Raw genomic sequence first — 22,981 nt, forward strand, 5'->3', positions numbered from 1 at the left:
CATTTAGCCGTCGTCCATGACGACTGTGATTTTCGATAAGGACACTGCATGAAAAAGGTTCTGTTGTTCACCGCATTGGCGGCAGCCCTGACGTCGGGCCTGGCCCAGGCCGCAGAGAAACTGGTGGTGGCCGCCACGCCGGTGCCCCACGCTGAAATCCTCGAACTGATCAAGCCAACCCTGGCCAAGGAAGGCGTGGACCTGGAAATCAAGGTCTTCACCGACTACGTCCAACCCAACGTGCAGGTTGACCAGAAACGCCTGGACGCCAACTACTTCCAGACCCTGCCGTACTTGAAGAACTTCAACGAAGGCAAAGGCACGAACCTGGTGACCGTGATCGGTGTTCACGTCGAACCGTTCGGTGGCTACTCCAAGAAGTACAAGACGCTGGCTGACCTGCCAGACGGCGCGACCATCGCGCTGCCCAACGAAGGCAGCAACAGCGGCCGTGCGCTGATCCTGTTGCAGAAGGCTGGCCTGATCGAGTTGAAAGACCCGAAAAACGCGTTGGCGACGCCGAAAGACATCGCCAAGAACCCGCGCAACTTCAAGTTCAAGGAGCTGGAATCGGCCATGCTGCCGCGGGTGCTGGACCAGGTCGACCTGGACCTGATCAACACCAACTATGCCTTGGAAGCGGGTCTTAACCCGGCCAAGGATGCCTTGGTGATCGAAGGTTCGGATTCGCCTTACGTCAACTTCCTGGTGGCCCGTCCGGACAACAAGGACAGCCCGGCCATCCAGAAACTGGCCAAGGCCTTGACCAGCCCTGAAGTGAAGGCGTTCATCGAGAAGAAATACAGCGGCGCGGTATTGCCGGCGTTCTGATTCGCGCGGTACACCCTTTCATGGTTTCAAACGCCGACGGCTGATACAGCGTCGGCGTTTTTTACTGTGGGAGCTTGCTCGCGATGACGGTTCATCAATAAACACTGATGTGACTGACAGGCCGCTATCGCGAGCAAGCTCGCTTCCACAGGGGATGGATCAGGTCTCCCCGCTCTTCAACGCCCTGCGCAACGCCATCAACAATTTCAATATGTCCTGCGGTTCCAGTCGCTGCGGCACGTTTACGTCAGCCATGTTTTCTTCCTTGTAATGGTGAGGGGGGATGGCGAAAAAGATCCTCCCTGCGGCGCAAGGAAAATAGTCGTCTTTGTTCTTCGCGGCAAATCCGGGGATAGTTTTTTGCGTGATATCAATATGCTTTAACGGTATTTAAATTACAGTTCTTATGCCATTAAAGTCAGTGCCTGCCGAGTAGCTATCCGCTGCCCATGGACCGCACGACCGCCGCTTACCGAGCGGCGTCCAGGATGTTCAATGAACTTCGATTACGCTTTTATCCTCAGCACCCTCCCGGCGTTTCTCAAGGCCGTGGGCGTGACGCTGCAAGTTGGCCTTATCGCCATCGCCACCTCGCTGCTGGTGGCGCTCGTGAACGCAACGATCCTGGTGTTGCGCACACCTTACCTGCAACGCCTGGTGGGGCTGTATGTGGAGCTGGCCCGCAACACCCCGCTGCTTATTCAGTTGTTCTTCGTCTACTTCGCCTTGCCGGCGCTGGGCATCAAGGTGTCGGGGTTTGCCGCAGCGATCATCACCATGACGTTCCTGGGAGGCGCCTATCTCACGGAAGTGCTGCGGGCGGGCGTGGACGCGGTGCCCCAGGCGCAATTGGAATCCGGCCGTTCCATCGGCCTGTCCCACGGGCAGTTGCTGCGCTACGTGATCCTGCCGCAGGCCGGGATCCTCAGCTTGCCGTCGCTGTTCGCCAACTTCATTTTCCTGCTCAAGGAGACCACCGTGGTCTCGGCCGTGGCGGTGCCGGAGATTCTCTACACCACCAAAAGCTACATCGCGCTCTACTACAAGACCTACGAAATGCTCGCCGTGCTGACGCTGATTTGCGTGCTGCTGTTCTTGCCGCTGTCGCTGCTGCTCAGCCGCCTGGAAAGGAGGCTCCAGCATGGCCAGTTCGGGTCTTGAGTTGCTGTGGGTGTCGTTGCCGCAACTGGGCAAGGGCGCCGCGCAAACCTTGTCGATTTCCTTCCTGAGCATCGCCCTCAGCACTGTGGGCGGCGTGCTTTATGGGGTGTTGCGGACGTTGGGTGTGAAAGGCGTGGATGTCGTTCTGCGGGTCTACCTGGAGTTGTTCCGGGCGATCCCGGTGCTGGTCTGGTTGTACCTGCTGTTCTTCGGCCTGCCGATCTTTTTCGGCTTGAGCCTTCCAAGCTTTTGGTGCGCGGTCCTGGTGTTGTCGTTATGGGGCGCAAGCGAGGTGGGTGAAGTGGTACGCGGTGCATTGCATTCGTTGCCGCGCGGCCAGCGCGAGGCGGGCTTGTCCATTGGCTTGAACGGTCTGCAACTCTACGGCCATGTGTTGTTGCCGCAAGCGCTCAGACGCATGACACCGCCGACCATCAACGTCTACACGCGCATCATCAAGACCAGCTCCCTGGCCGTGCTGATCGGCGTGGTGGACGTGATCAAGGTCGGCCAGCAGATCATCGAGCGCACCTACGAGTCCGTGCTGATCTACGGCGCGCTGTTCCTGTTTTTCTTCTTTATCTGCTACCCGCTTTCGGCCGCCTCCCGCGTGCTGGAGCGGCGCTGGACGCAAGCATGAGCGCATTGATCGAGTTCAAGGGTTTCAACAAGTTTTTCGGCGAACAGCAGGTGCTGGATGGCATCGATCTGCAAGTGCAGTCGGGCGAAGTGATCGTCATCCTCGGCCCCAGTGGTTGCGGAAAAAGTACCTTGCTGCGTTGTCTCAACGGGCTGGAGGTGGCCCACAGCGGCAGCTTGGCATTCGCCGGTCGCGAGTTGCTGGACAAGGGCACCGACTGGCGCGAAGTGCGGCAGCAGATCGGCATGGTGTTTCAGAGCTATCACTTGTTCCCGCACATGAGCGTGCTCGATAACCTGCTGCTCGGCCCGGTCAAAGTGCAAAAGCGCGACCGCCGCGAAGCACGCGCACAGGCCGAAGCCTTGCTGGCGCGGGTTGGGCTGCTGGACAAGCGCGATGCCTTTCCACGTCAGCTCTCCGGCGGCCAGCAGCAACGCATCGCCATTGTGCGTTCGCTGTGCATGAACCCCAAGGTCATGTTGTTCGATGAGGTCACCGCCGCCCTCGACCCGGAGATGGTCAAGGAAGTGCTGGAAGTCATCCAGGGCCTGGCCCGCGAAGGCATGACGCTGTTGATCGTCACCCACGAAATGGCCTTCGCTCGCGCCGTGGCTGACCGCATCGTGTTCATGGACGCCGGGCGGATCCTTGAACAAAACCCTCCCGAGATTTTCTTTACGAACCCGCAAACCGCACGAGCGCAGCAGTTCCTGGAGAAGTTCTCCTACGTCGCCGCACTACCCAAAACGACTCAAACAAAGGAACTGGAACTGTCATGAAAACTGCCAAGTCTTCTCTGCTGCTACTGCCGTTGCTCGCCGCCGCTTTGCTGGTCGGCTGCAATAAAACCGAAGAACCGCCGAAGCCGAACGTGGCCAGCCCAAGCGCTGCGTCGACCAGCTATCTGGACAAAATCAAGGCGCGGGACAAATTGATTGTCGGCGTCTTCACCGACAAGCCGCCGTTTGGCTTCGTCGATGAGGCGGGGCGTTATGTCGGCTTCGATACCGACATCGGTCGTCGATTCGCCAAGGACCTGCTCGGCGATGAAAACAAGGTCGAGTTCGTCGCGGTCGAACCGGCGAGCCGGATTCCGTTCCTGCAAAGTGACAAGGTCGACCTGATCCTGGCCAACATGACCGTGACCCCGGAGCGCAAGGAGGCGGTGGAGTTCACCAACCCGAACCTGAAAGTCGCGGTGCAGGCGCTGGTGCCACAAGCCAGCGCGGTGAAAAGCCTCGATGACCTGGCGAGCCGCACCACCATCGTCACCACCGGCACCACGGCGGACATCTGGCTGACCAAAAATCACCCGGACTGGAAGCTGCTCAAGTTCGAGAAAAATTCCGAGTCCTTGCAAGCTCTGGCCAACGGGCGTGGCGATGCCTATGCCCAGGACAATCTGGTGCTGTTCAGTTGGGCCAAGCAGAACCCCGGCTATCGCGTGCTGGAGCAGACACTGGGCGCCGAAGCGCCGATTGCACCGGCGGTGAAGAAGGGCAATATCGAGTTGCGTGATTGGGTCAATGCCGAGTTGGCGAAGCTGGGTGAAGAGAAGTACTTGCTCAAGCTGTACGACCAATACGTGCGCAAGGAACTGAGCGATGACACCAAGCCGGAGAGTGTGATTGTCGAGGGTGGCAAATGGCAGGGGTGATTCTCTGAGGGGTGTGTAGACCTTCAGCGCGCCTTCGCGAGCACGCTCGCTCCCACAGGGTTAATTGTGTGGGAGCGAGCTTGCTCGCGATCCGGTTTACAGGCACCACTCAATCCGGCCAGTGCCACGCTGGCTCATCCAGCGCCCGCTGCCCGACGATCCCGGTCTGTCCAAGGTCTTTCTCCAGCACGATGCAATTGCACTGCTCATCCTGTTCCAGGGCGGCGATCAGGCGCGTGGCGTGGGACACGACCCAGACCTGGCAATTTGCCGAGGCGCGGATGATCAACCGCGCCAGGGCCGGCAACAGGTCCGGGTGCAGGCTGGTTTCCGGTTCGTTGAGCACCATCAGCGAAGGCGGTCGTGGGGTGAGCAGGGCGGCCACCAGCAACAGATAGCGCAGGGTCCCGTCCGACAGTTCGGCGGCGGACAGCGGCCGCAGCAGGCCATGTTGTTGAAACGCGATGGCGAAACGTCCGCCTTGCAGTTTCTCGATGTTCAGGCGGGCACCGGGGAACGCGTCGCCGATGGCGGCATGCAGGGCTTCGTCTTCGCCGATTTCAAGGATGGTCTGCAGGGCCGCGGCCAGGTCACGTCCGTCGTGGTGCAGCACCGGCGTGCGGGTGCCCAGTTGCGGTTGGCGCACCGGGGCGTCGGCGTCGCTGCGAAAATGGTCATAGAAGCGCCAGCGACGGATGAACTCGCGCATCTGCAGGACCTCCGGCGAAGTGCGCAGGCTGCCGACCTGGTCGAACAGGCTGTCGAAGGTGGGCGTGTGCTGGGCCAGCACATCCCAGGAACGGCCTTCGCGGGCACGAATCATCGGCCCATTGCGGTCCACCAGCAGGCTGGCGGGCCGAAACACCGGGCCGGCCCAGATGCATTCGCGCTTGATTTCAGGGTCCAGCGAGAACGCTGAACTGCTGGGCTCCGGCAAGCCCAGGGCGATCGAATAGCTGAAGTCTTCCCCGGCGAAACCCAGGCGCAGGCGCTTGGTGCCCTGGCGCACAATCGCCTGGACCGGCACCTCGCCGTTACACATGCGGCGGCTGATTTCCTCCGGGCCGGCCCAGAAGGTCGAATCGAGTCCGCCTTCACGGGCCAGGGCATTGACCACCCCACCCTGGGCCGTCTCGGCCAGCAGGCGCAGGGCACGGTACAGATTGGATTTGCCGCTGCCGTTGGGGCCGGTGATCAGGTTCAGCCGGCCCAGGGGAATGACCAATTTATTGATCGAACGGTAGTTGGCCACCGCCAATGTCTTGAGCATGAGCAGACTCCTGCTGCATGGGTTCGTAGGAGCTGTCGAGCGAAGCGAGGCTGCGATCTTTTGATCTTTCGCTTGAGATTCAACTGTCAGGGGAAAGATCGCAGCCTCGCTTCGCTCGACAGCTCCTACAGGAGGCGATCAGTTTGCCTGATTTGCTGCACCCATTGTATTCGCGGAACCCTGTTCTAAGCTCACAGTCGTATCGTCACTGGTACGTCCGTACAACGCAAAGGAGTCTGCATGACTGGTCCCGGAATCAAATGGGTTATTGGTTTGGGCGTGTGTGCATTGTTGACGGGGTGCGGTGATAAGAAGCCCGAAGAAAAAGCCCTGCCACGGGTTTTCGTGCAGCAAGCCGTGCCCAGTGAATACGCAGCCTCGGTGACCTTGACCGGCGATGTCCAGGCGCGGGTGCAGGCCGATCTGTCGTTTCGTGTGGGCGGCAAGATCATCGAGCGCAAGGCCGATGTCGGTGACCGGGTCTCGGCCCGGCAAGTGCTGGCCCGGCTCGATCCCCGGGACCTGCAGACCAACGTCGACTCCGCCGAGGCCCAGGTGGCCGCCGAGCAGGCGCGGGTCAAGCAGAGTGCGGCGGCGTTCGTACGCCAGCAGAAACTCCTGCCCAAGGGCTACACCAGCCAGAGCGAATACGATGCGGCCCAGGCTCAACTGCGCAGCAGCCAGAGTGCGCTGGCCGCCGCCCAGGCCCAGTTGGCCAACGCCCGTGAGCAATTGAGCTACACCGCGCTGATTGCCGAGGCACCGGGCATCATCACCGCGCGCCAGGCAGAAGTCGGCCAGGTGGTGCAGGCCACGGAGCCGATCTTCAGCCTGGCCCGGGACGGCGAGCGCGACGCGGTGTTCAACGTCTACGAATCGCTGTTGAGCGAACCACCGTCGGACCCTGCAATCACCATCAGTCTGCTGGATGATCCCGCCATCAAGACCACCGGCACGGTACGCGAAATCACTCCCGCGGTGTCTGCCCAGACCGGTACCGTGCAGGTCAAGGTCACCCTCAATGATCTGCCCGAAGGCATGCGCCTGGGGTCGGTGGTCAGCGCCACGGCCAAGTCCGCCGGCAAGACCGCTTTCGAGCTGCCTTGGTCGGCCCTGACCAAGAACCTCAGTGAGCCGGCCGTATGGCTGGTGGACGGCGAGGGCAAGGCGCAGCTGCAAACGGTGACGGTCGGCCGCTACCTGACCGGCAAGGTCATCATCAGCGACGGCCTCAAGGGCGGTGAGAAAATCGTCACTGCGGGCGGGCAATTGCTGCACCCCGGCGTAGGCGTCGAGATCGCTGAAGACACTTATGGAAAATCCAAGCCGGGAGTCCAGCCATGAAGCGTTTGTGGATGGTCTCGGCCGGCCTGTTGCTGGCCGCTTGCTCCAAGGAAGAGGCGCCGCCCGAACCGGTGCGCCCGGTGTTGTCCGTTGAGGTCCGGGCCCTAGACCAGCAGGCACTCGGGCGGTTTGCCGGGAATATCCAGGCGCGATACGAGAGCAACGTGGGTTTCCGCGTGCCAGGACGTATCGCCAGCCGCAACGTCGATGTCGGTGCTGAAGTGAAGAAGGGCGACTTGCTCGCCACGCTCGACCCCACCGACCAGCAGAACCAGTTGCGCGCCTCCCAAGGCGACCTGGCGCGGATCGAGGCGCAGTACATCAATGCCCAGGCCAATGCCCGTCGCCAGCAGCAATTGTTCGACCGTGGCGTTGGGGCCCAGGCGCAACTGGACATCGCCCAGACCGATCTGAAAACCACCGGCGCCTCTCTCGAACAGGCCCGGGCCTCGGTGGAGCAGGCCCGCGACCAGCTCAACTACAGCGAGCTGCGTACCGACCACGATGCCGTCGTCACGGCCTGGAATGCCGAAGCGGGGCAGGTGGTCACCGCCGGCCAACAAGTGGTGACCCTGGCCCGTCCGGACGTCAAGGAAGCGGTGATCGACCTGCCGGCCGGGCTGGTCGAGCGCCTGCCCACGGACGTGGTGTTCGAGGTCGCGGCGCAATTGGACCCGACGATCCACACCAGCGCCATCGTGCGCGAGATCGAACCCCAGGCCCAGAGCGCTACCCGCACCCGCCGCGCGCGCCTGACGCTGACCGACACACCGCCAGGTTTTCGCCTGGGCACGGCCATCAGCGTGACCCTGAGCTCGACCATCGAACCGCGCATCGAGCTGCCGCTCAGCGCCCTGCAAGAGATCGACGGCAAGGTGCGCATCTGGCTCATCGACCCGCAGAACCAGACCGTCTCCCCCGCGAAGTCCGGATTCTCGAACGCTCCAATGACGCGGTGCTGGTGGCCAACGGCATCAAGGCCGGCGACCGCGTGGTCAGCGCCGGCGTGAACAGCCTCAAGCCGGGGCAGAAAGTGAAACTCGACGAGGACGCACGATGAAAGGGCCTTTCAACTTATCCGAATGGGCCCTGCGGCATCAGTCGTTCGTCTGGTACCTGATGTTCGTGGCGCTGTTGATGGGCGTGTTCTCGTACATGAACCTGGGGCGGGAGGAAGACCCGTCGTTCACCATCAAGACCATGATCATCCAGACCCGCTGGCCGGGCGCGACCCAGGAAGAAACCCTCAAGCAGGTCACCGACCGCATCGAGAAGAAACTCGAAGAGCTCGACTCCCTCGACTACGTCAAAAGCTACACCCGTCCGGGCGAATCGACGGTGTTCGTGTACCTGCTCGACACCACCGGGGCCAAGGACATCCCCGAGATCTGGTACCAGGTACGCAAGAAGATCGACGACATTCGTGGCGACTTCCCCCAGGGGCTGCAAGGCCCGGGTTTCAACGACGAGTTCGGTGACGTGTACGGTTCGGTATACGCCTTCACCGGCGACGGTCTGTCGATGCGCCAGTTGCGCGACTATGTGGAGCAGGTGCGCGCCGAGATTCGCGACGTGCCCGGGCTGGGCAAGGTGGAAATGCTCGGCGAACAGGATGAAGTGCTGTACCTGAACTTCTCCACGCGCAAACTCGCTGCGCTGGGCATCGATCAGCAGCAGGTGGTGCAGAGCCTGCAGTCGCAGAATGCCGTGACGCCGGCCGGGGTGATCGACGCGGGGCCGGAGCGGATTTCCGTGCGTACGTCCGGGCAGTTCCAGTCGGAAAAAGACCTGGCCAACGTCAACCTGCGGCTCAATGACCGGTTCTATCGACTGGCCGACATCGCCGACATCAGCCGCGGTTATGTCGACCCCGCCACACCGATGTTCCGCTTCAACGGCACGCCGGCCATCGGTCTCGCCATCGCGATGAAGAAGGGTGGCAACATCCAGGATTTCGGCAAGGCGCTGCATTCGCGCATGAACGAACTGACCGCCGACCTGCCGGTGGGCGTTGGCGTGCACACCGTGTCGGACCAGGCCGAGGTGGTGGAGGAGGCCGTCGGCGGCTTTACCAGCGCCTTGTTCGAGGCGGTGATCATCGTCCTGGTCGTCAGCTTCATCAGCCTTGGCGTACGGGCCGGGCTGGTGGTGGCCTGTTCGATCCCACTGGTGCTGGCGATGGTCTTCCTGTTCATGGAATACAGCGGCATCACCATGCAGCGGATTTCCCTCGGCGCGTTGATCATCGCCCTCGGCCTGCTGGTGGACGACGCGATGATCACCGTGGAGATGATGGTCACGCGCCTGGAAAAAGGTGACAGCAAGGAGCAGGCCGCGACCTTTGCCTATACCTCGACGGCGTTCCCGATGCTCACCGGGACCCTGGTGACTGTCGCCGGTTTCGTGCCCATCGGCCTGAATGCGAGTTCCGCCGGTGAGTACACCTTCACCCTGTTCGCGGTCATTGCCGTGGCGATGCTGGTGTCGTGGATCGTCGCGGTGCTGTTTGCCCCGGTGATCGGCGTGCATATTCTCAGCACCAACGTCAAACCTCACAGCGCCGAGCCGGGGCGGATCGGCCGGGCGTTCAACGGCGGCCTGCTGTGGGCGATGCGCAATCGCTGGTGGGCCATTGGCATCACGGTGTTGCTGTTCGTGCTGGCGGTGTTTTGCATGCGCTTCGTGCAGAACCAGTTCTTCCCTTCCTCGGACCGACCGGAAATCCTGGTGGACCTCAACCTGCCGCAAAACGCCTCGATGGACGAGACCCGCAAAGCCGTCGACCGCCTGGAAGCGACCCTCAAAGGTGACCCGGACATCGCGCGCTGGAGCACCTACATCGGCGAAGGCGCGATTCGCTTCTACCTGCCGCTGGACCAGCAATTGCAGAACCCCTACTACGCGCAACTGGTGATCGTCAGCAAGGGCCTGGAGTCGCGCAACGCCCTGACCGAGCGCCTGCAAAAGCGTCTGCGCGAGGATTTCGTCGGCATTGGCAGCTACGTGCAGGCCCTGGAAATGGGCCCGCCGGTGGGCCGGCCGATCCAGTACCGGGTCAGCGGCAAGGACGTCGACCAGGTGCGCAAGCACGCCATCGAGCTGGCCACCGAGCTGGACAAGAACTCGCACATCGGCGAAATCATTTACGACTGGAACGAGCCGGGCAAGGTCCTGCGTATTGATATCGCCCAGGACAAGGCGCGGCAATTGGGCTTGTCTTCCGATGATGTGGCCAGGCTGATGAACAGCATCGTCAGTGGCTCGCCGGTGACCCAGGTCAACGACGATATCTACCTGATCGATGTGGTCGGCCGCGCTGAAGATGCCGAGCGCGGTTCGCCGGAAACCCTGCAGAACCTGCAGATCGTCACCCCGAGTGGCACCTCGATTCCGCTGCTGGCGTTTGCCACGGTGCGCTATGAACTGGAGCAGCCGTTGGTGTGGCGTCGTGATCGCAAGCCGACGATCACCATCAAGGCCGCGGTGCGCGACGAGATCCAGCCCACCGACCTGGTCAAGCAACTGCAACCGGACATCGACAAGTTCGCCGCCGGCCTGCCGGTGGGTTACAAGGTCGCCACGGGCGGCACGGTGGAAGAAAGCAGCAAGGCCCAAGGGCCGATCGCCAGCGTCGTGCCGCTGATGCTGTTTCTGATGGCGACCTTCCTGATGATCCAGCTGCACAGCGTGCAGAAACTGTTCCTGGTGGCGAGCGTCGCGCCCCTCGGGTTGATCGGCGTGGTGCTGGCGCTGGTGCCGACGGGCACGCCCATGGGCTTCGTGGCGATCCTCGGGATCCTGGCCTTGATCGGCATCATCATCCGTAACTCGGTGATCCTGGTGACCCAGATCGATGAATACGAACGTGACGGCTACGAGCCCTGGGATGCCGTGGTGGAGGCCACCGAACACCGGCGCCGGCCGATCCTGCTCACGGCCGCCGCGGCGAGCCTGGGGATGATCCCGATTGCCCGGGAAGTGTTCTGGGGGCCGATGGCCTACGCGATGATCGGCGGGATCATCATCGCCACCCTGCTGACGCTGCTGTTCCTGCCGGCGCTGTATGTGGCCTGGTACAAGATCCGCGAGCCCAAGCGCGATTGACCGTCATTGCGACGAGAACGGCCATGCACTGCTGACGAGAGTTGCCATGCACTGCTTCTGTGGCGAGGGAGCTTGCTCCCGCTGGGCCGCGAAGCGGCCCTATAAGGGCTGCTGCGCAGCCCTATCGCGAGCAAGCTCGCTCCCACAGGGATCCTCAGTGAGCACATATTCTGCGAGCAAAAGAGAACCACTGTGGGAGCGAGCTTGCTCGCGATGAGGCCAGTCCGGTCACCCTGGCCTTTTACTTGCGCAACAACCGCAACCCATTGAACACCACCAACAAACTCACCCCCATGTCGGCAAACACCGCCATCCACATGGTGGCAAGCCCGGCGAAGGTGACCCCAAGGAAAATCGCCTTGATCACCAACGCCAGGGCAATGTTTTGCTTGAGGATGCTGGACGTCTGCCGCGACAGGCGAATGAACGCTGGAATCTTGCGCAGATCATCGTCCATCAGCGCGACGTCGGCAGTCTCGATGGCCGTGTCGGTGCCGGCCGCCGCCATGGCGAAGCCGATTTCCGAGCGGGCCAGGGCCGGGGCGTCGTTGATGCCGTCGCCGACCATGCCGACGCGGTGACCCTGGGCATACAGCGCCTCAATGGCTTGCAGCTTGTCTTCCGGCAACAAGTCGCCCCGCGCCTGATCCATGCCCACCTGCGCGGCAATCGCTTCGGCGGTGTGGGCGTTGTCGCCGGTGAGCATCAGGGTCTTGATGCCCAGGTCGTGCAATTGCCGGATGGCTTCGCGGCTGGAGTCCTTTACGGTGTCGGCCACGGCAAACAGCGCCAAGGGGCCTGTAGCGTCGAGCAGCAGCACCACCGACTTGCCTTGTTTTTCCAGGGCGAAGAGTTTTTCTTCCAGCTCGGGAGAGCACAGGCCGAGGTCTTCTACCAGGCGGTGATTGCCCAAGTGATAGGTCTGGCCGCCGATGTCGCCGCGCACGCCGCGTCCGGCAAGCGCCTCGAAGTTATCCACAACCTGCGGGGCCAGTTGCTTATCCACCGCCGCATTGGCAATCGCCCGGGACACCGGGTGGTCGGAACGGGCGGCGAGGCTGGCGGCCAGGGCCGGGGCGGTGCTTTGCACTGTCGGGTCGAGGGCCACGTAGTCGGTTTGCACCGGTTTGCCGTGGGTGATCGTGCCGGTCTTGTCCAAGGCCAGGTAGTCGAGCTTGTAGCCGCCCTCCAGGTACACGCCGCCCTTGACCAGGATGCCTTTGCGCGCCGCGGCGGCGAGGCCGCTGACGATGGTCACGGGCGTGGAAATCACCAGCGCGCAAGGGCAGGCGACCACCAGCAGCACCAGCGCCCGGTAGATCCAGTCGAACCACGCCGCGCCCATGAACAGCGGTGGGATGACGGCCACGGCCAAGGCCAGGGCGAACACCGCCGGGGTGTAGATTTTCGAGAACTGATCGACGAAACGCTGGGTCGGTGCGCGGGAGCCCTGGGCTTGCTCCACGGCGTGGATGATCCGCGCCAGGGTGGATTGGTCGGCCGCCGCGGTCACGGTGTATTCCAGTTCGCCGGCCTGGTTGATGGTGCCGGCGAACACTTTGTCGCCAACGGTTTTCTCCACCGGCAGGCTTTCGCCGGTGATCGGTGCCTGGTCGAGGGTGGAGCGGCCGGCGACCACGTCACCGTCCAGGCCCACGCGTTCGCCGGGGCGCACCCGCACCCGCGCACCCAGGGCAATGGCCTTGACCTCTTGCACCTGCCAGCTGCCATCGGCCTGTTGCACGGTGGCCTGTTCCGGGGCCATCTGCATCAGGCCACTGATGGCGTTACGCGCCCGGTCCAGGGATTTGGCCTCGATCAGCTCGGCCACGGTGAACAGGAACATCACCATCGCCGCTTCCGGCCATTGGCCGATCAGCACGGCACCGGTCACGGCGATGCTCATCAGCGCATTGATGTTCAGGTTGCGGTTCTTCAGGGCGATCCAGCCCTTCTTGTACGTACCCAGGCCACCGCTGAGGATCGACACCAACGCCACCAGCGCGACCACCCAGTTGGGCGCGGCATTGGTGAGATGGATCAGCTCGGCGCCCAAGGCCGTCACGCCGGACAGCGCCAACGGCCACCAGGGTTTGGCCGGGGCGGGCAGGTCGTTGGTTTGCGATTTCTGGCCCGGGGTCAGCGGGTCGGCCTGCATCCCTAAGGACTCGATGGCCTGGATGATCGGCGCGTCGCTGGGCAAATCGTGAGTCACGCCCAGCACACGGTTGATCAGGTTGAATTCCAGTCGCTGCACGCCTTCGAGCTTGCCGAGCTTGTTCTGGATCAGTGTCTGTTCGGTGGGGCAGTCCATGGCTTCGATGCGGAAACTGCTCAGCCGCGCACCGTCCGTCGGCGTTTTGCCGAGGTTGACCACCGCTGGCGCCGCTTTCGAGGCGCAGCAGGAATGCCCGTGGTCATGGCCGTGCTCGGGTTTGTGGGTGTGAAGGGAATCGCTCATCGGGTGACGTCCGTGAAAAGTGCCTGTTGCGCAGTAAAGACCCTGTAGCCACTATAGGGTCAAGCACCTATTTCGGAGGCCGCATCATGAAGATCGGAGAACTGGCGAAAATCACCGACTGCCAGGTCGAAACCATCCGCTATTACGAGCGTGAGGGCCTGCTGCCGGAACCGGCCCGCAGCGACGGCAATTACCGCGTCTACACCCAGGCCCATGCCGAGCGGCTGACGTTCATCCGCAACTGCCGCACCCTGGACATGACCCTGGAAGAAATCCGCAGCCTGCTGGCCCTGCGTGACAGCCCCCAAGACCAATGCGAAAGCGTCAATGCGCTGATCGACGAACACATCCAGCACGTCAAGGCCCGTATCGATGGCCTACTGGCCCTGCAGACACAACTGATTGACCTGCGCCATCGCTGTGGCGAAGGGCCGGACCTGGATCAATGCGGGATCTTGCAGCGGCTGGAGGTGAGCGGGGCGGTGGCGCCGGAGGTGGAGCATTCGCATGTGGGGCGCAGTCATGGGCATTGAGTCCTTGCCCCCAATCCCAATACACAGAGCCGCCGATGGGCGAGCCTGTGGGAGCAAAGCTGAACTGGCCTAATAATTCCGGACACCTCTTAAGGGCGATATGATTTCGCCAACTTGGAGGTTCCATGAACGAAAGAAAGGTCTATACCCGCGAGTTCAAGCTGCATGCTGCCAGCATGGTGCTTGATGATAACTGCCCGGTACCAGAAGTTTGTGCATCTCTGGACATCGGACCCACCGCTTTACGGCGCTGGGTTGATCAGGTTCGTAAGGAACGCGAGGGCCAGCCAGTTAAAGGCACCAAGGCGATTACTGACGATCAGCGCCAGATCCAGGAGCTAAAAGCCAAGATCAAGCGCATGGAGATGGAAGCTGAAATCCTAAAAAAGGCTACCGCTCTCTTGATGTCGGATCCCGATCGTTTCCGATGATCGCAGAGCTAAGAGAGTCATTTCCGACGGCCGTGGTGTGTCGTGTTTTCGGCGTGAAGCGCAGCAGCTTTTATGAGTGGATTCAGCGGCGATCCAAGCCGCGGATCAGACGTGAAGAACTCAGGCTGAAAGTCGTTGAACTGCACAGTGAAAGTCGCGAAGCCATGGGCTCCAGGATGATCAGCAAGGGCCTGAAATCGCAAAATATTGCAGCGGGAAGAAGCCTGGTCAGAGCGCTGATGAGGGAAGCCAACATTGTCAGTAAACAACGCCAGCCGCATCCATTTAGATCCAAAGGCGTGGAGGCATTTGTCGCGCCTAATCGGCTCAAACGCAACTTCAAACCGACTGCAATCGATCAGGTTTGGTGTGGCGACGTTACCAGCCTGATGGTGGGTAAACGCTGGATTCATCTGGCCATCGTGATCGATTTGTTTGCTCGCAGGGTTATTGGTTGGGCTTTTTCTCTGGTTAATGAGGCCAACCTAGTCAGCAAAGCGCTACGCATGGCGACAGCTGTACGAACGTGTCCTCCAGGGCTGATGTTTCACTCAGACCAAGGATGTCAGTACACCAGTCGCAAGTTTCAAGAAGAACTGACCCGCCACGGCATTGTGCAAAGCATGAGTCATCGGGGACAGTGCTGGGACAACGCTCCAATAGAGCGTTTTTTCGGCACACTGAAGTCAGAGTGGGTACCTCGCAACGGCTACAGCCTGATCGAGGAGGCAAAAACGGACATGGTGCGTTTCTTCATGTACTACAACCGCACCAGGCTCCACAGCTACAACAACTACCTGTCGCCAATAGCCATGGAGCAAAAAGCGGCATAAACACCGTAATCGGTGTCCGGGATTACTTGACCAGTTCAAGCTTGCTCGCGATGGAAGCACCTCGATCCGTCAGAAGATCGCGTTATCGTTCGTCGCGAGCAAGCTTTGCTCCCACAGGCCCCCACACAGGGGTGATAGTGGGATTCTTTTAGACCGCCATCGGCGCGGTCATTGGCGCATGGTGCTGGTAGCCTTCCAGGGAGAAGTCGCCCGGCTCCACCAACTCCAGCCACTCCGGCTGGTACACACCGGTCTTGGCAAACTCCGGCACACGCTCGGAAATCACCAGCTTGGGCATTGGGAACGGCTCACGCTTGAGCTGTTCGTTGAGCATGTCCAAGTGGTTTTCGTAGACGTGGGCATCGCCGATGAAATAGGTGAACCAGCGCGGCGTGTAGCCGGTCAGGCGACCGATCAGGCTCAGCAGGGCGGCGCCTTCGGTGAGGTTGAACGGCGTGCCCAGGCCCAGGTCGTTGGAGCGGATGTAGAGGGTCAGGGAGATTTCCCTGGTCTCGACATTCGGGTGGAACTGGTAGAGCAGATGGCACGGCGGCAGGGCCATTTCATCGAGCTGGGCGCAGTTCCAGCCGTGGAACAGGATACGGCGGCTGCCGGGGTCCTTGATGATGGTGTCGACGCACTGGCGAACCTGGTCGATGGCCTTGTACAGCACCACGTAGGCCTGGCCGTTTTCTTCGCCTTCGGCGATTTGCCGGTAACCCTGGGCCAGCGTCTGCTCGATGGCCGCCGGGTTGCTCAGGGGGATCTGCTTGTAGGCCGGCCATTTGCGCCATTGCACGCCGTAGATCTCGCCCAGGTCGTCGTCGCCCTGGCGGAACGGGTTGGCCAGCCACTGGGCGTTTTCGTTGGCGTTCTGGTCCCAGACCTTGCAGCCCAGGGCACGGAACTCGGCGGCATTGTTCACGCCCCGGAGAAAACCACACATTTCGCCGATGGCCGACTTGAAGGCCATCTTGCGGGTGGTGATGGCCGGGAAGCCGTCCTTCAAGTCATAGCGCAGCATGGCGCCGGGGAAGCTGATGGTGTTCACGCCGGTGCGGTTGGCTTGCTTGGTGCCGTTCTTGATGACGTGGGCCACCAGATCGAGATATTGCTTCATGGGTTACCTGTGTCCTTGAACCCGAGGCCAGCGCCCCGGGGTTCGAATTTTAAACCTTGGCCGCCGCAGCCGGTGCACGACGATAAGCCAGCCAGATCAGCGCCAGGCCACCGATGATCATCGGCAGGCACAGCACCTGGCCCATGGTCAGCCAGTTCCACGCCAGGTAGCCAAGCTGGGCATCCGGGACGCGGACGAATTCAACGATGAAACGGAAGATGCCATAGAACAGCGCGAACATGCCCGACACCGCCATGGTTGGCCGCGGCTTGCGCGAGAACAGCCAGAGGATCAGGAACAGTGCCACACCTTCGAGGGCGAACTGGTACAGCTGCGATGGGTGGCGCGGCAATTGCGCCGGGTCGCTGAACGGCGGGAAGATCATCGCCCATGGCACGTCAGTCGGCTTGCCCCACAATTCGGCATTGATGAAGTTGCCGATGCGTCCGGCGCCCAGGCCGATCGGCACCATCGGCGCGACAAAGTCCATCAGCTCGAAAAACGACTTGTTGTTGCGCTTGCCGAACCACAACGCCGCCAGCATCACGCCGATGAACCCGCCGTGGAACGACATGCCGCCTTTCCAGACTTCGAAGATCAGCGTCGGGTTGGCCAGGTAGGCGCTCAGGTCGTAGAACAGCACGTAGCCCAGGCGTCCGCCGACGATCACGCCCATGGACAACCAGAACACCAGGTCGGAGAGCTTTTCCTTGTTCCAGGTCGGGTCGAAGCGGTTGAGCCGGCGCGACGCCAGCAGCCAGGCGCCGCCGATGCCGATCAGGTACATCAGGCCGTACCAGTGGATTTTCAGCGGGCCGATGGCCAGGGCCACCGGATCGATCTGCGGGTAAGGCAGCATTGATATTCCTCGTAAACGTCAAAAATGCCCGGGCGACGCTGCCACCTCGGGATTAAGCCAGGATTGCGTCAGAACAGAAAACTCAAGCCCACGCAGAATAGCAAGGCGGCGAACAGCCGCTTGAGCAAGCGCGGCGACAGGCGATGGGCCAGCCGCGCGCCGAAACGGGCGAAGACCATGCTGGTCAGGGCGATGCCCAGCAGCGCCGGCAAATACACAAAACCGAGACTATGGGCCGGCAGCAGCGGATCGTGCCAGCCCAGCATCATGAAACTCAAAGCACTGACCACGGCGATGGGCAGTCCGCAGGCCGATGACGTCGCGACCGCTTGCTGCATCGGCACGCTGCGCCAGGTCAGGAACGGCACGGTCAGCGAACCGCCGCCGATGCCGAAAATCGCCGAGGCCCAGCCGATCACGGTGCCGGCCACGGTCAGCCCGGCCTTGCCCGGTACGGTGCGGCTGGCCTTGGGCTTGACGTCCAGGGCCAGTTGCACGGCAACGATCAGGGCGAACACGCCGATGATCTTTTGCAGGTGCGGGCCGGAAATCGCTTCGGCGGTGATCGCGCCGAAACCGGCACCGATCAGGATTCCCACCGTCATCCAGGCGAAAATCGGCCAGCGCACCGCGCCTTTGCGCTGATGCTCGCGCACGGCGTTGACCGAGGTGAAGATGATCGATGCCAGGGACGTGCCGACGGCCAGGTGCGTCAACACCTGCGGATCGAAACCCTGCAGGGTGAAACTGAACACCAGCACCGGGACGATGATGATCCCGCCCCCCACGCCGAACAGCCCGGCCAGCACCCCCGCGCAGGCGCCAAGCAGCAGATAGAGCACAAATTCCACCAGACTCTCCCCGCCCATCCCCGAAATAAGAGCGGCATGGTAACGGATCCAGGGCCCCAGGCTCCACTGAAGGCGATGGATGCCGGGGCGATGTGTGGGTAGAGTGGGCTGAGAACCCTGGAGATATTGGGTGGCGAACTGCTGTTGTGGCGAGGGAGCTTGCTCCCGCTGGGTGTAGGAGCTGTCGAGTGCAACGAGGCTGCGATCTTTCCCCTGACACTTGAATCCCAAGCGAAAGGTCAAAAGATCGCAGGCTTCGCCAGCTCCTACAGAGCCCAGCGGGAGCAAGCGCCCTCGCCACAAAGGCTGTGTTCGGCTCTACTCTTTCAATGGATTGGCATTATTAACAGGACGACCTGATGTGCCTGATCGTATTTGCCTGGCGCCCCGGCCACGCCCAACCGCTGATCGTGGCGGCCAACCGCGACGAGTTCTACGCCCGGCCGACCTTGCCCCTGGCGCAGTGGCCTGACGCGCCCCATGTTCATGCCGGCCGCGATCTCGAAGCCGGTGGCACCTGGCTCGGCATTGGCGCCGAAGGTCGTTTTGCCGCCCTGACCAACATTCGCGACCCAGGCCAGGTGCCGGCCTTCAAGTCGCGCGGTGAGCTGGTAGCGCGGTTCCTGACCGGGAATCTGTCGATTGCCGATTACCTCAGCGAGATCGTGCCCCGCGCCAACGAGTATGGTGGCTTCAACCTGCTGCTCGGCGATGGCACCGAGCTGTGGCACCACAACGCCCGCGATACCCAGCCCCAGCGGCTGGCCGAGGGCGTCTATGGTTTGTCGAACGCTGGGCTGAACACGCCATGGCCCAAATTGCTCAAGGCCCGGGCGGCCCTGGGCGAGGTGCTGGACGATCCGCAGCCCGAGGCCTTGTTGGCGCTGCTGAACGACCCGCAACCCGCGCCGGTGGCGGAACTGCCAGACACGGGCGTGGGCCTGGCGACCGAGATGCTGCTATCGAGTGTGTTCATTGCCAGCCCGGCCTACGGGACGCGGGCGAGTACGGCGCTGATTGTCCATGCCGATGGGACGCGGCAGATGGTCGAGCGCAGTTTCGGGCCGCATGGGGGGCATTTGGGGGAGGTGGAGGTCAGGGCTTAGTTTTGCTGTGTCATTGCGGGCCTCATCGCGAGCAAGCTCGCTCCCACAGTCGATTTTGTGAACAACTGAGATCCACTGTGGGAGCGAGCTTGCTCGCGATAGGGGCGCCGCAGGATCAGAGCGTCTTGTTCGAAGCCGGATTGATCATCCGCGCCAACCCAAGGTTCTTCAGCGCCAGTTGCAGGGAGCTGTGGATCACCTGCGGATTGTCGATGGTCATCACTTCCGCCAGCAATTCCTGGGCCTTGCTGAGGTTGATCTGGCGCAGCATCCACTTCACTTTCGGCAGGTTGGTGGCGTTCATCGACAGGCTGTCGAACCCCATCGCCATCAGCAGCACCGCGGCCGCCGGGTCGCCGGCCATCTCACCGCAGATGCTCACCGGCTTGCCTTCGGCATGGGCGTCACGCACCACGTTCTGCAGGGCTTGCAGCACCGCCGGGTGCAGGTAGTCGTACAGGTCGGCAACCCGTGGGTTGTTACGGTCCACGGCCAGCAGGTACTGGGTCAGGTCGTTGGAGCCCACCGAGAGGAAGTCCACCTGCCGCGCCAGTTCCTTGGTCTGGTACACCGCCGCCGGGATCTCGATCATCACCCCCACCGGCGGCATCGGCACGTCGGTGCCTTCGTCGCGGACTTCGCCCCAGGCCCGGTGGATCAGGTGCAGGGCTTCTTCCAGTTCATGGGTGCCGGAGATCATCGGCAACAGGATGCGCAGGTTGTTCAGGCCCTCGCTGGCCTTGAGCATGGCGCGGGCCTGGACCAGGAAGATTTCCGGGTGGTCGAGTGTCACGCGGATGCCGCGCCAGCCGAGGAACGGGTTGTCTTCCTTGATCGGGAAGTAGGACAGGGACTTGTCGCCGCCGATGTCCAGGCTGCGCATGGTCACCGGTTGCGGGTGGAACGCGGCCAGTTGTTCGCGGTAGATCGCCAGCTGTTCCTTTTCGCTGGGGAAGCGCTGGTTGATCATGAACGGCACTTCGGTGCGGTACAGGCCCACACCCTCGGCCCCACGCTTCTGCGCCCGGGCCACGTCGGCCAGCAGGCCGGTGTTGACCCACAAGGGCATGCGGTGGCCGTCGAGGGTCACGCACGGCAGGTCCCGCAGCGCGTCCAGTCCCAGGGACAGTTGCTTTTCTTCCTCCACCACGTCGGCAAACTGCTTGCGCAGCACGTCGCTGGGGTTGGTGTAGACCTCGCCGTGGTAGCCATCGACGATCATCTGGATGCCGTCGACCTTGGAATACGGCAGGTCCACCAGGCCCATCACCGTCGGGATGCCCATGGCCCGGGCCAGGATCGCCACGTGGGAGTTGCCCGAGCCCAATACCGAAACCAGCCCCGCCAGCTTGCCTTCGGGCACTTCGCCGAGCATGGCCGGGGTCAGCTCTTCACTGACCAGGATGGTGTTGTCGGGGTAGACCAGGGTCTGCTGGCGCTCCTGCTGCAAGTAGGCCAGCAACCGGCGGCCAAGGTCCTTGACGTCCGAGGCGCGCTCGCGCAGGTAGGCGTCGTCCATCAGTTCGAAGCGGTTGACGTGGTCGGTCACCACCTGGCGCAGCGCGCCCTGGGCCCACTGGCCGGTCTTGATGACGGTGGTCACTTCGCTGCCCAGGGAGGCATCGTCGAGCATCATCAGGTAAACGTCGAACAGCGCGCGCTCTTCAGGGCGCAACTGCGTCGCCAGCTTGGCCGACAGGGCCCGCATGTCGGCCCGCACGCCTTCGATGGCGGTCTTGAACAGGCCCAGCTCGGCGTTGATGTCGGTGATGGTCTTGTCCGGCACCACGTCGAGGTCGGCAGGCGGCAACATGACCACGGCCGTGCCCACCGCCGCGCCCGGCGAACCCGGCACGCCGACGAACTTGGCTTCCTGGATGCCCTTGCCCTGGCGACCCAGGCCGCTGATCGAGCCGGTGGCCTCGGCGTGGGCGATAACGCCGGCCAATTGCGCGCTCATGGTCACGAGGAAGGCTTCTTCACCTTCGTCGAACTGGCGGCGCTCTTTTTGCTGGATGACCAACACGCCGACGACGCGGCGGTGGTGGATGATCGGTGCGCCGAGGAACGAGGCATAACGCTCTTCGCCCGTTTCGGCAAAGTAGCGGTAGCGCGGGTGATCCGCGGCGTTTTCGAGGTTCAGGGGTTCTTCGCGCGTGCCGACCAGGCCGACCAGGCCTTCATTGGGGGCCATGCTGACCTTGCCAATGGAGCGCTTGTTCAAGCCCTCGGTGGCCATCAGCACGAAACGGTTGGTCTCGGGGTCCAGCAGGTAGACCGAGCAGACCTGGCTGCCCATGGCCTCTTTGACGCGCAATACAATAATCCCCAACGCCGCCTTGAGATCCTTGGCGGAGTTAACTTCCTGGACGATCTTGCGCAGCGTATTGAGCATGGCTCGGGGTCGAACTCCGTCGTCAGTCGCGCGTCAGCAGGCGCGGGGCAAGCTCTTTGAGAGCGCGTCGATACACTTCGCGCTTGAATGTCACCACCTGGCCCAACGGATACCAATAGCTGACCCAGCGCCAGCCATCGAACTCCGGTTTACCGGTCAAATCCATCCGCACCCGCTGCTCGTTGGAGATCAGGCGCAGGAGAAACCATTTCTGCTTCTGGCCGATGCACAGCGGTTGGCTGTGCGTGCGGACCAGGCGTTGCGGCAAACGATAGCGCAACCAACCTCGGGTGCAGGCGAGTATTTCGACATCTTCTCGCTCAAGCCCCACTTCTTCGTTCAACTCGCGGTACAAGGCCTCTTCCGGCGTCTCCTGGGGGTTGATCCCACCCTGGGGAAACTGCCAGGCGTCTTGATTGATACGGCGAGCCCATAGCACCTGCCCAGCATCATTCGTAAGAATGATCCCCACATTGGGACGGAAACCATCGGGATCGATCACGGCAACAACCTCGCAAACGCATGTCGCCGCATTGTTCCACAAAGGTTGTGAAAGCAGCAACGAGCGCCCCTAGCTTATGTGCACTCTTGTGAAAAGTCCGTATTCTGGACGCCTTTCTTCAGATTTTTCAGCGAGTAACTGCAATGCGGCTGGCTTTATTCGACTTGGATAACACATTGCTGGGCGGCGACAGCGACCACGCGTGGGGCGATTACCTGTGTGAGCGCGGTTTTCTGGACGCTGTCACGTACAAGGCACGCAACGACGCGTTCTACGAGGATTACCTGGCCGGCAAGCTCGACAACGCCGAGTACCTGAACTTTTGCCTGGAAATCCTCGGCCGTACCGAAATGCACGTGCTGGCCCAGTGGCACCAGGACTACATGCGCGACTGCATCGAGCCGATCGTATTGCCCCAGGCCATCGAACTGCTGGAAAAGCACCGTGACGCTGGCGACAAGCTGGTGATCATTACCGCCACCAACCGCTTCGTCACCGCGCCGATTGCCGAGCGCCTGGGCGTCGAAACCCTGATCGCCACCGAATGCGAGATGGTCGACGGGCGCTACAGCGGCCGCAGCACCGACATCCCGTGTTTTCGCGAGGGCAAGGTGACGCGCCTCAACCGTTGGCTGGAAGAAACGGGGCATTCCCTGGAGAACAGCTATTTCTATAGCGACTCGATGAATGACTTGCCGTTGCTGGAGGTGGTGACGCACCCGGTGGCGGTGGATCCGGATCCGAATCTTCGGGCCGAGGCCGAGAGGCGGGGTTGGCCGGTGATTTCGTTGCGCGGCTGAAAATGGCTATCGCGAGCAAGCTCGCTCCCACAGGGGATTTGCGTCGATCACGCAACCTCTTGTGGGAGCGAGCTTGCTCGCGA

The 22,981-nt window shown here is 62.1% G+C and carries 19 protein-coding genes and 1 pseudogene; 13 read left to right on the forward strand and 7 right to left on the reverse strand.

The features are described from left to right. Window positions 1–48: 48 nt before the first annotated feature. The 5 genes from ACZ5M5_RS01205 to ACZ5M5_RS01225 all read left to right on the forward strand — a co-directional run bounded on the left by ACZ5M5_RS01205 (window position 49) and on the right by ACZ5M5_RS01225 (window position 4,289). Window positions 49–831 (forward strand): MetQ/NlpA family ABC transporter substrate-binding protein, encoded by a 783-nt coding sequence (locus tag ACZ5M5_RS01205; RefSeq protein ID WP_060739715.1) that lies wholly within the window; start codon window positions 49–51, stop codon window positions 829–831. 495 nt (window positions 832–1,326) lie between these two features. Next, the gene (locus ACZ5M5_RS01210) at window positions 1,327–1,992 is read left to right on the forward strand and encodes an amino acid ABC transporter permease (protein WP_060739714.1); all 666 of its coding nucleotides are present in this window, start codon (window positions 1,327–1,329) and stop codon (window positions 1,990–1,992) included. Continuing rightward, window positions 1,973–2,632 carry an amino acid ABC transporter permease gene (locus ACZ5M5_RS01215; protein WP_060739713.1) on the forward strand — a complete coding sequence of 220 codons (660 nt, stop codon included), beginning with the start codon at window positions 1,973–1,975 and terminating at the stop codon, window positions 2,630–2,632. The genes ACZ5M5_RS01210 and ACZ5M5_RS01215 overlap by 20 nt, the downstream gene beginning before the upstream one ends. Continuing rightward, complete coding sequence (locus tag ACZ5M5_RS01220) at window positions 2,629–3,411, forward strand: amino acid ABC transporter ATP-binding protein (RefSeq protein ID WP_060739712.1); 783 nt, start codon at window positions 2,629–2,631, stop codon at window positions 3,409–3,411. Before ACZ5M5_RS01215 ends, ACZ5M5_RS01220 begins: the two co-directional genes overlap by 4 nt. Then, window positions 3,408–4,289, forward strand: coding sequence for a transporter substrate-binding domain-containing protein (locus tag ACZ5M5_RS01225; RefSeq protein ID WP_060739711.1), 882 nt, complete (start codon window positions 3,408–3,410; stop codon window positions 4,287–4,289). The genes ACZ5M5_RS01220 and ACZ5M5_RS01225 overlap by 4 nt, the downstream gene beginning before the upstream one ends. A gap of 109 nt (window positions 4,290–4,398) precedes the next feature. Here the strand turns inward: ACZ5M5_RS01225 and ACZ5M5_RS01230 are convergent, their stop codons facing one another. Next, window positions 4,399–5,559 carry an AAA family ATPase gene (locus ACZ5M5_RS01230; protein ID WP_464738467.1) on the reverse strand — a complete coding sequence of 387 codons (1,161 nt, stop codon included), beginning with the start codon at window positions 5,557–5,559 and terminating at the stop codon, window positions 4,399–4,401. A gap of 240 nt (window positions 5,560–5,799) precedes the next feature. Between ACZ5M5_RS01230 and ACZ5M5_RS01235 the strand changes: the two genes are divergently transcribed. The 3 genes and pseudogenes from ACZ5M5_RS01235 (at window position 5,800) to ACZ5M5_RS01245 (ending at window position 11,007) form a co-directional block, all read left to right on the forward strand. Then, window positions 5,800–6,903 (forward strand): efflux RND transporter periplasmic adaptor subunit, encoded by a 1,104-nt coding sequence (locus tag ACZ5M5_RS01235; RefSeq protein ID WP_060739709.1) that lies wholly within the window; start codon window positions 5,800–5,802, stop codon window positions 6,901–6,903. Beyond that, window positions 6,900–7,963, forward strand: a pseudogene (locus ACZ5M5_RS01240) (efflux RND transporter periplasmic adaptor subunit). Before ACZ5M5_RS01235 ends, ACZ5M5_RS01240 begins: the two are co-directional and overlap by 4 nt. After that, on the forward strand, window positions 7,960–11,007 hold the full coding sequence (locus tag ACZ5M5_RS01245; RefSeq protein WP_464738468.1) for an efflux RND transporter permease subunit: 3,048 nt from the start codon (window positions 7,960–7,962) through the stop codon (window positions 11,005–11,007). Before ACZ5M5_RS01240 ends, ACZ5M5_RS01245 begins: the two are co-directional and overlap by 4 nt. 241 nt (window positions 11,008–11,248) lie before the next feature. Here the strand turns inward: ACZ5M5_RS01245 and ACZ5M5_RS01250 are convergent, their stop codons facing one another. Then, window positions 11,249–13,468: a heavy metal translocating P-type ATPase gene (locus tag ACZ5M5_RS01250; protein WP_464738469.1), complete on the reverse strand. Its 2,220-nt coding sequence runs from the start codon at window positions 13,466–13,468 to the stop codon at window positions 11,249–11,251. 86 nt (window positions 13,469–13,554) lie between these two features. Between ACZ5M5_RS01250 and cadR the strand changes: the two genes are divergently transcribed. The 3 genes from cadR to ACZ5M5_RS01265 all read left to right on the forward strand — a co-directional run bounded on the left by cadR (window position 13,555) and on the right by ACZ5M5_RS01265 (window position 15,265). Next, window positions 13,555–14,001, forward strand: a complete 447-nt coding sequence (cadR, locus tag ACZ5M5_RS01255) for a Cd(II)/Pb(II)-responsive transcriptional regulator (RefSeq protein ID WP_003196623.1) — start codon at window positions 13,555–13,557, stop codon at window positions 13,999–14,001. Between the two features lie 125 nt (window positions 14,002–14,126). Further along, entirely contained in the window at window positions 14,127–14,432 is a 306-nt protein-coding gene (locus tag ACZ5M5_RS01260; RefSeq protein ID WP_060738273.1) for an IS3 family transposase, read from the forward strand. Then, window positions 14,429–15,265, forward strand: a complete 837-nt coding sequence (locus tag ACZ5M5_RS01265; RefSeq protein ID WP_060738274.1) for an IS3 family transposase — start codon at window positions 14,429–14,431, stop codon at window positions 15,263–15,265. Before ACZ5M5_RS01260 ends, ACZ5M5_RS01265 begins: the two co-directional genes overlap by 4 nt. 148 nt (window positions 15,266–15,413) lie before the next feature. Here ACZ5M5_RS01265 and ACZ5M5_RS01270 read toward each other — a convergent pair whose 3' ends face one another. From ACZ5M5_RS01270 to ACZ5M5_RS01280, 3 genes are all read right to left on the reverse strand, one after another. After that, complete coding sequence (locus tag ACZ5M5_RS01270; RefSeq protein ID WP_192262018.1) at window positions 15,414–16,385, reverse strand: thymidylate synthase; 972 nt, start codon at window positions 16,383–16,385, stop codon at window positions 15,414–15,416. A gap of 49 nt (window positions 16,386–16,434) precedes the next feature. Continuing rightward, window positions 16,435–17,244 carry a prolipoprotein diacylglyceryl transferase gene (gene lgt, locus ACZ5M5_RS01275; RefSeq protein WP_030140534.1) on the reverse strand — a complete coding sequence of 270 codons (810 nt, stop codon included), beginning with the start codon at window positions 17,242–17,244 and terminating at the stop codon, window positions 16,435–16,437. A gap of 68 nt (window positions 17,245–17,312) precedes the next feature. After that, window positions 17,313–18,095, reverse strand: a complete 783-nt coding sequence (locus ACZ5M5_RS01280; RefSeq protein ID WP_060743096.1) for a sulfite exporter TauE/SafE family protein — start codon at window positions 18,093–18,095, stop codon at window positions 17,313–17,315. A 359-nt stretch (window positions 18,096–18,454) separates the two neighbouring features. On the opposite strand from ACZ5M5_RS01280, the gene ACZ5M5_RS01285 reads away from it, so the two are divergent. Then, complete coding sequence (locus tag ACZ5M5_RS01285; RefSeq protein WP_464738470.1) at window positions 18,455–19,201, forward strand: NRDE family protein; 747 nt, start codon at window positions 18,455–18,457, stop codon at window positions 19,199–19,201. Window positions 19,202–19,316: 115 nt separating this feature from the next. On the opposite strand, the gene ptsP is transcribed toward ACZ5M5_RS01285, so the two are convergent. Both ptsP and ACZ5M5_RS01295 read right to left on the reverse strand, forming a co-directional pair. Then, entirely contained in the window at window positions 19,317–21,596 is a 2,280-nt protein-coding gene (gene ptsP / locus ACZ5M5_RS01290; protein WP_053180992.1) for a phosphoenolpyruvate--protein phosphotransferase, read from the reverse strand. A gap of 22 nt (window positions 21,597–21,618) precedes the next feature. Next, window positions 21,619–22,098 (reverse strand): RNA pyrophosphohydrolase, encoded by a 480-nt coding sequence (locus ACZ5M5_RS01295; RefSeq protein WP_003186867.1) that lies wholly within the window; start codon window positions 22,096–22,098, stop codon window positions 21,619–21,621. A 143-nt stretch (window positions 22,099–22,241) separates the two neighbouring features. On the opposite strand from ACZ5M5_RS01295, the gene ACZ5M5_RS01300 reads away from it, so the two are divergent. Then, window positions 22,242–22,898 carry a histidinol-phosphatase gene (locus tag ACZ5M5_RS01300; protein WP_060739703.1) on the forward strand — a complete coding sequence of 219 codons (657 nt, stop codon included), beginning with the start codon at window positions 22,242–22,244 and terminating at the stop codon, window positions 22,896–22,898. Window positions 22,899–22,981: the final 83 nt, after the last annotated feature.

This window comes from Pseudomonas sp. Van50 (assembly GCF_055390755.1).

Excerpts from the sequence above, each read along its gene's own strand:
- ACZ5M5_RS01205 (WP_060739715.1), top strand. The coding sequence starts at position 49 with ATGAAAAAGGTTCTGTTGTTCACCGCATTGGCGGCAGCCCTGACGTCG.
- ACZ5M5_RS01210 (WP_060739714.1), top strand. The coding sequence starts at position 1,327 with ATGAACTTCGATTACGCTTTTATCCTCAGCACCCTCCCGGCGTTTCTC.
- ACZ5M5_RS01215 (WP_060739713.1), top strand. The coding sequence starts at position 1,973 with ATGGCCAGTTCGGGTCTTGAGTTGCTGTGGGTGTCGTTGCCGCAACTG.
- ACZ5M5_RS01220 (WP_060739712.1), top strand. The coding sequence starts at position 2,629 with ATGAGCGCATTGATCGAGTTCAAGGGTTTCAACAAGTTTTTCGGCGAA.
- ACZ5M5_RS01225 (WP_060739711.1), top strand. The coding sequence starts at position 3,408 with ATGAAAACTGCCAAGTCTTCTCTGCTGCTACTGCCGTTGCTCGCCGCC.
- ACZ5M5_RS01230 (WP_464738467.1), bottom strand. The coding sequence starts at position 5,559 with ATGCTCAAGACATTGGCGGTGGCCAACTACCGTTCGATCAATAAATTG.
- ACZ5M5_RS01235 (WP_060739709.1), top strand. The coding sequence starts at position 5,800 with ATGACTGGTCCCGGAATCAAATGGGTTATTGGTTTGGGCGTGTGTGCA.
- ACZ5M5_RS01245 (WP_464738468.1), top strand. The coding sequence starts at position 7,960 with ATGAAAGGGCCTTTCAACTTATCCGAATGGGCCCTGCGGCATCAGTCG.
- ACZ5M5_RS01250 (WP_464738469.1), bottom strand. The coding sequence starts at position 13,468 with ATGAGCGATTCCCTTCACACCCACAAACCCGAGCACGGCCATGACCAC.
- cadR (WP_003196623.1), top strand. The coding sequence starts at position 13,555 with ATGAAGATCGGAGAACTGGCGAAAATCACCGACTGCCAGGTCGAAACC.
- ACZ5M5_RS01260 (WP_060738273.1), top strand. The coding sequence starts at position 14,127 with ATGAACGAAAGAAAGGTCTATACCCGCGAGTTCAAGCTGCATGCTGCC.
- ACZ5M5_RS01265 (WP_060738274.1), top strand. The coding sequence starts at position 14,429 with ATGATCGCAGAGCTAAGAGAGTCATTTCCGACGGCCGTGGTGTGTCGT.
- ACZ5M5_RS01270 (WP_192262018.1), bottom strand. The coding sequence starts at position 16,385 with ATGAAGCAATATCTCGATCTGGTGGCCCACGTCATCAAGAACGGCACC.
- lgt (WP_030140534.1), bottom strand. The coding sequence starts at position 17,244 with ATGCTGCCTTACCCGCAGATCGATCCGGTGGCCCTGGCCATCGGCCCG.
- ACZ5M5_RS01285 (WP_464738470.1), top strand. The coding sequence starts at position 18,455 with ATGTGCCTGATCGTATTTGCCTGGCGCCCCGGCCACGCCCAACCGCTG.
- ptsP (WP_053180992.1), bottom strand. The coding sequence starts at position 21,596 with ATGCTCAATACGCTGCGCAAGATCGTCCAGGAAGTTAACTCCGCCAAG.
- ACZ5M5_RS01300 (WP_060739703.1), top strand. The coding sequence starts at position 22,242 with ATGCGGCTGGCTTTATTCGACTTGGATAACACATTGCTGGGCGGCGAC.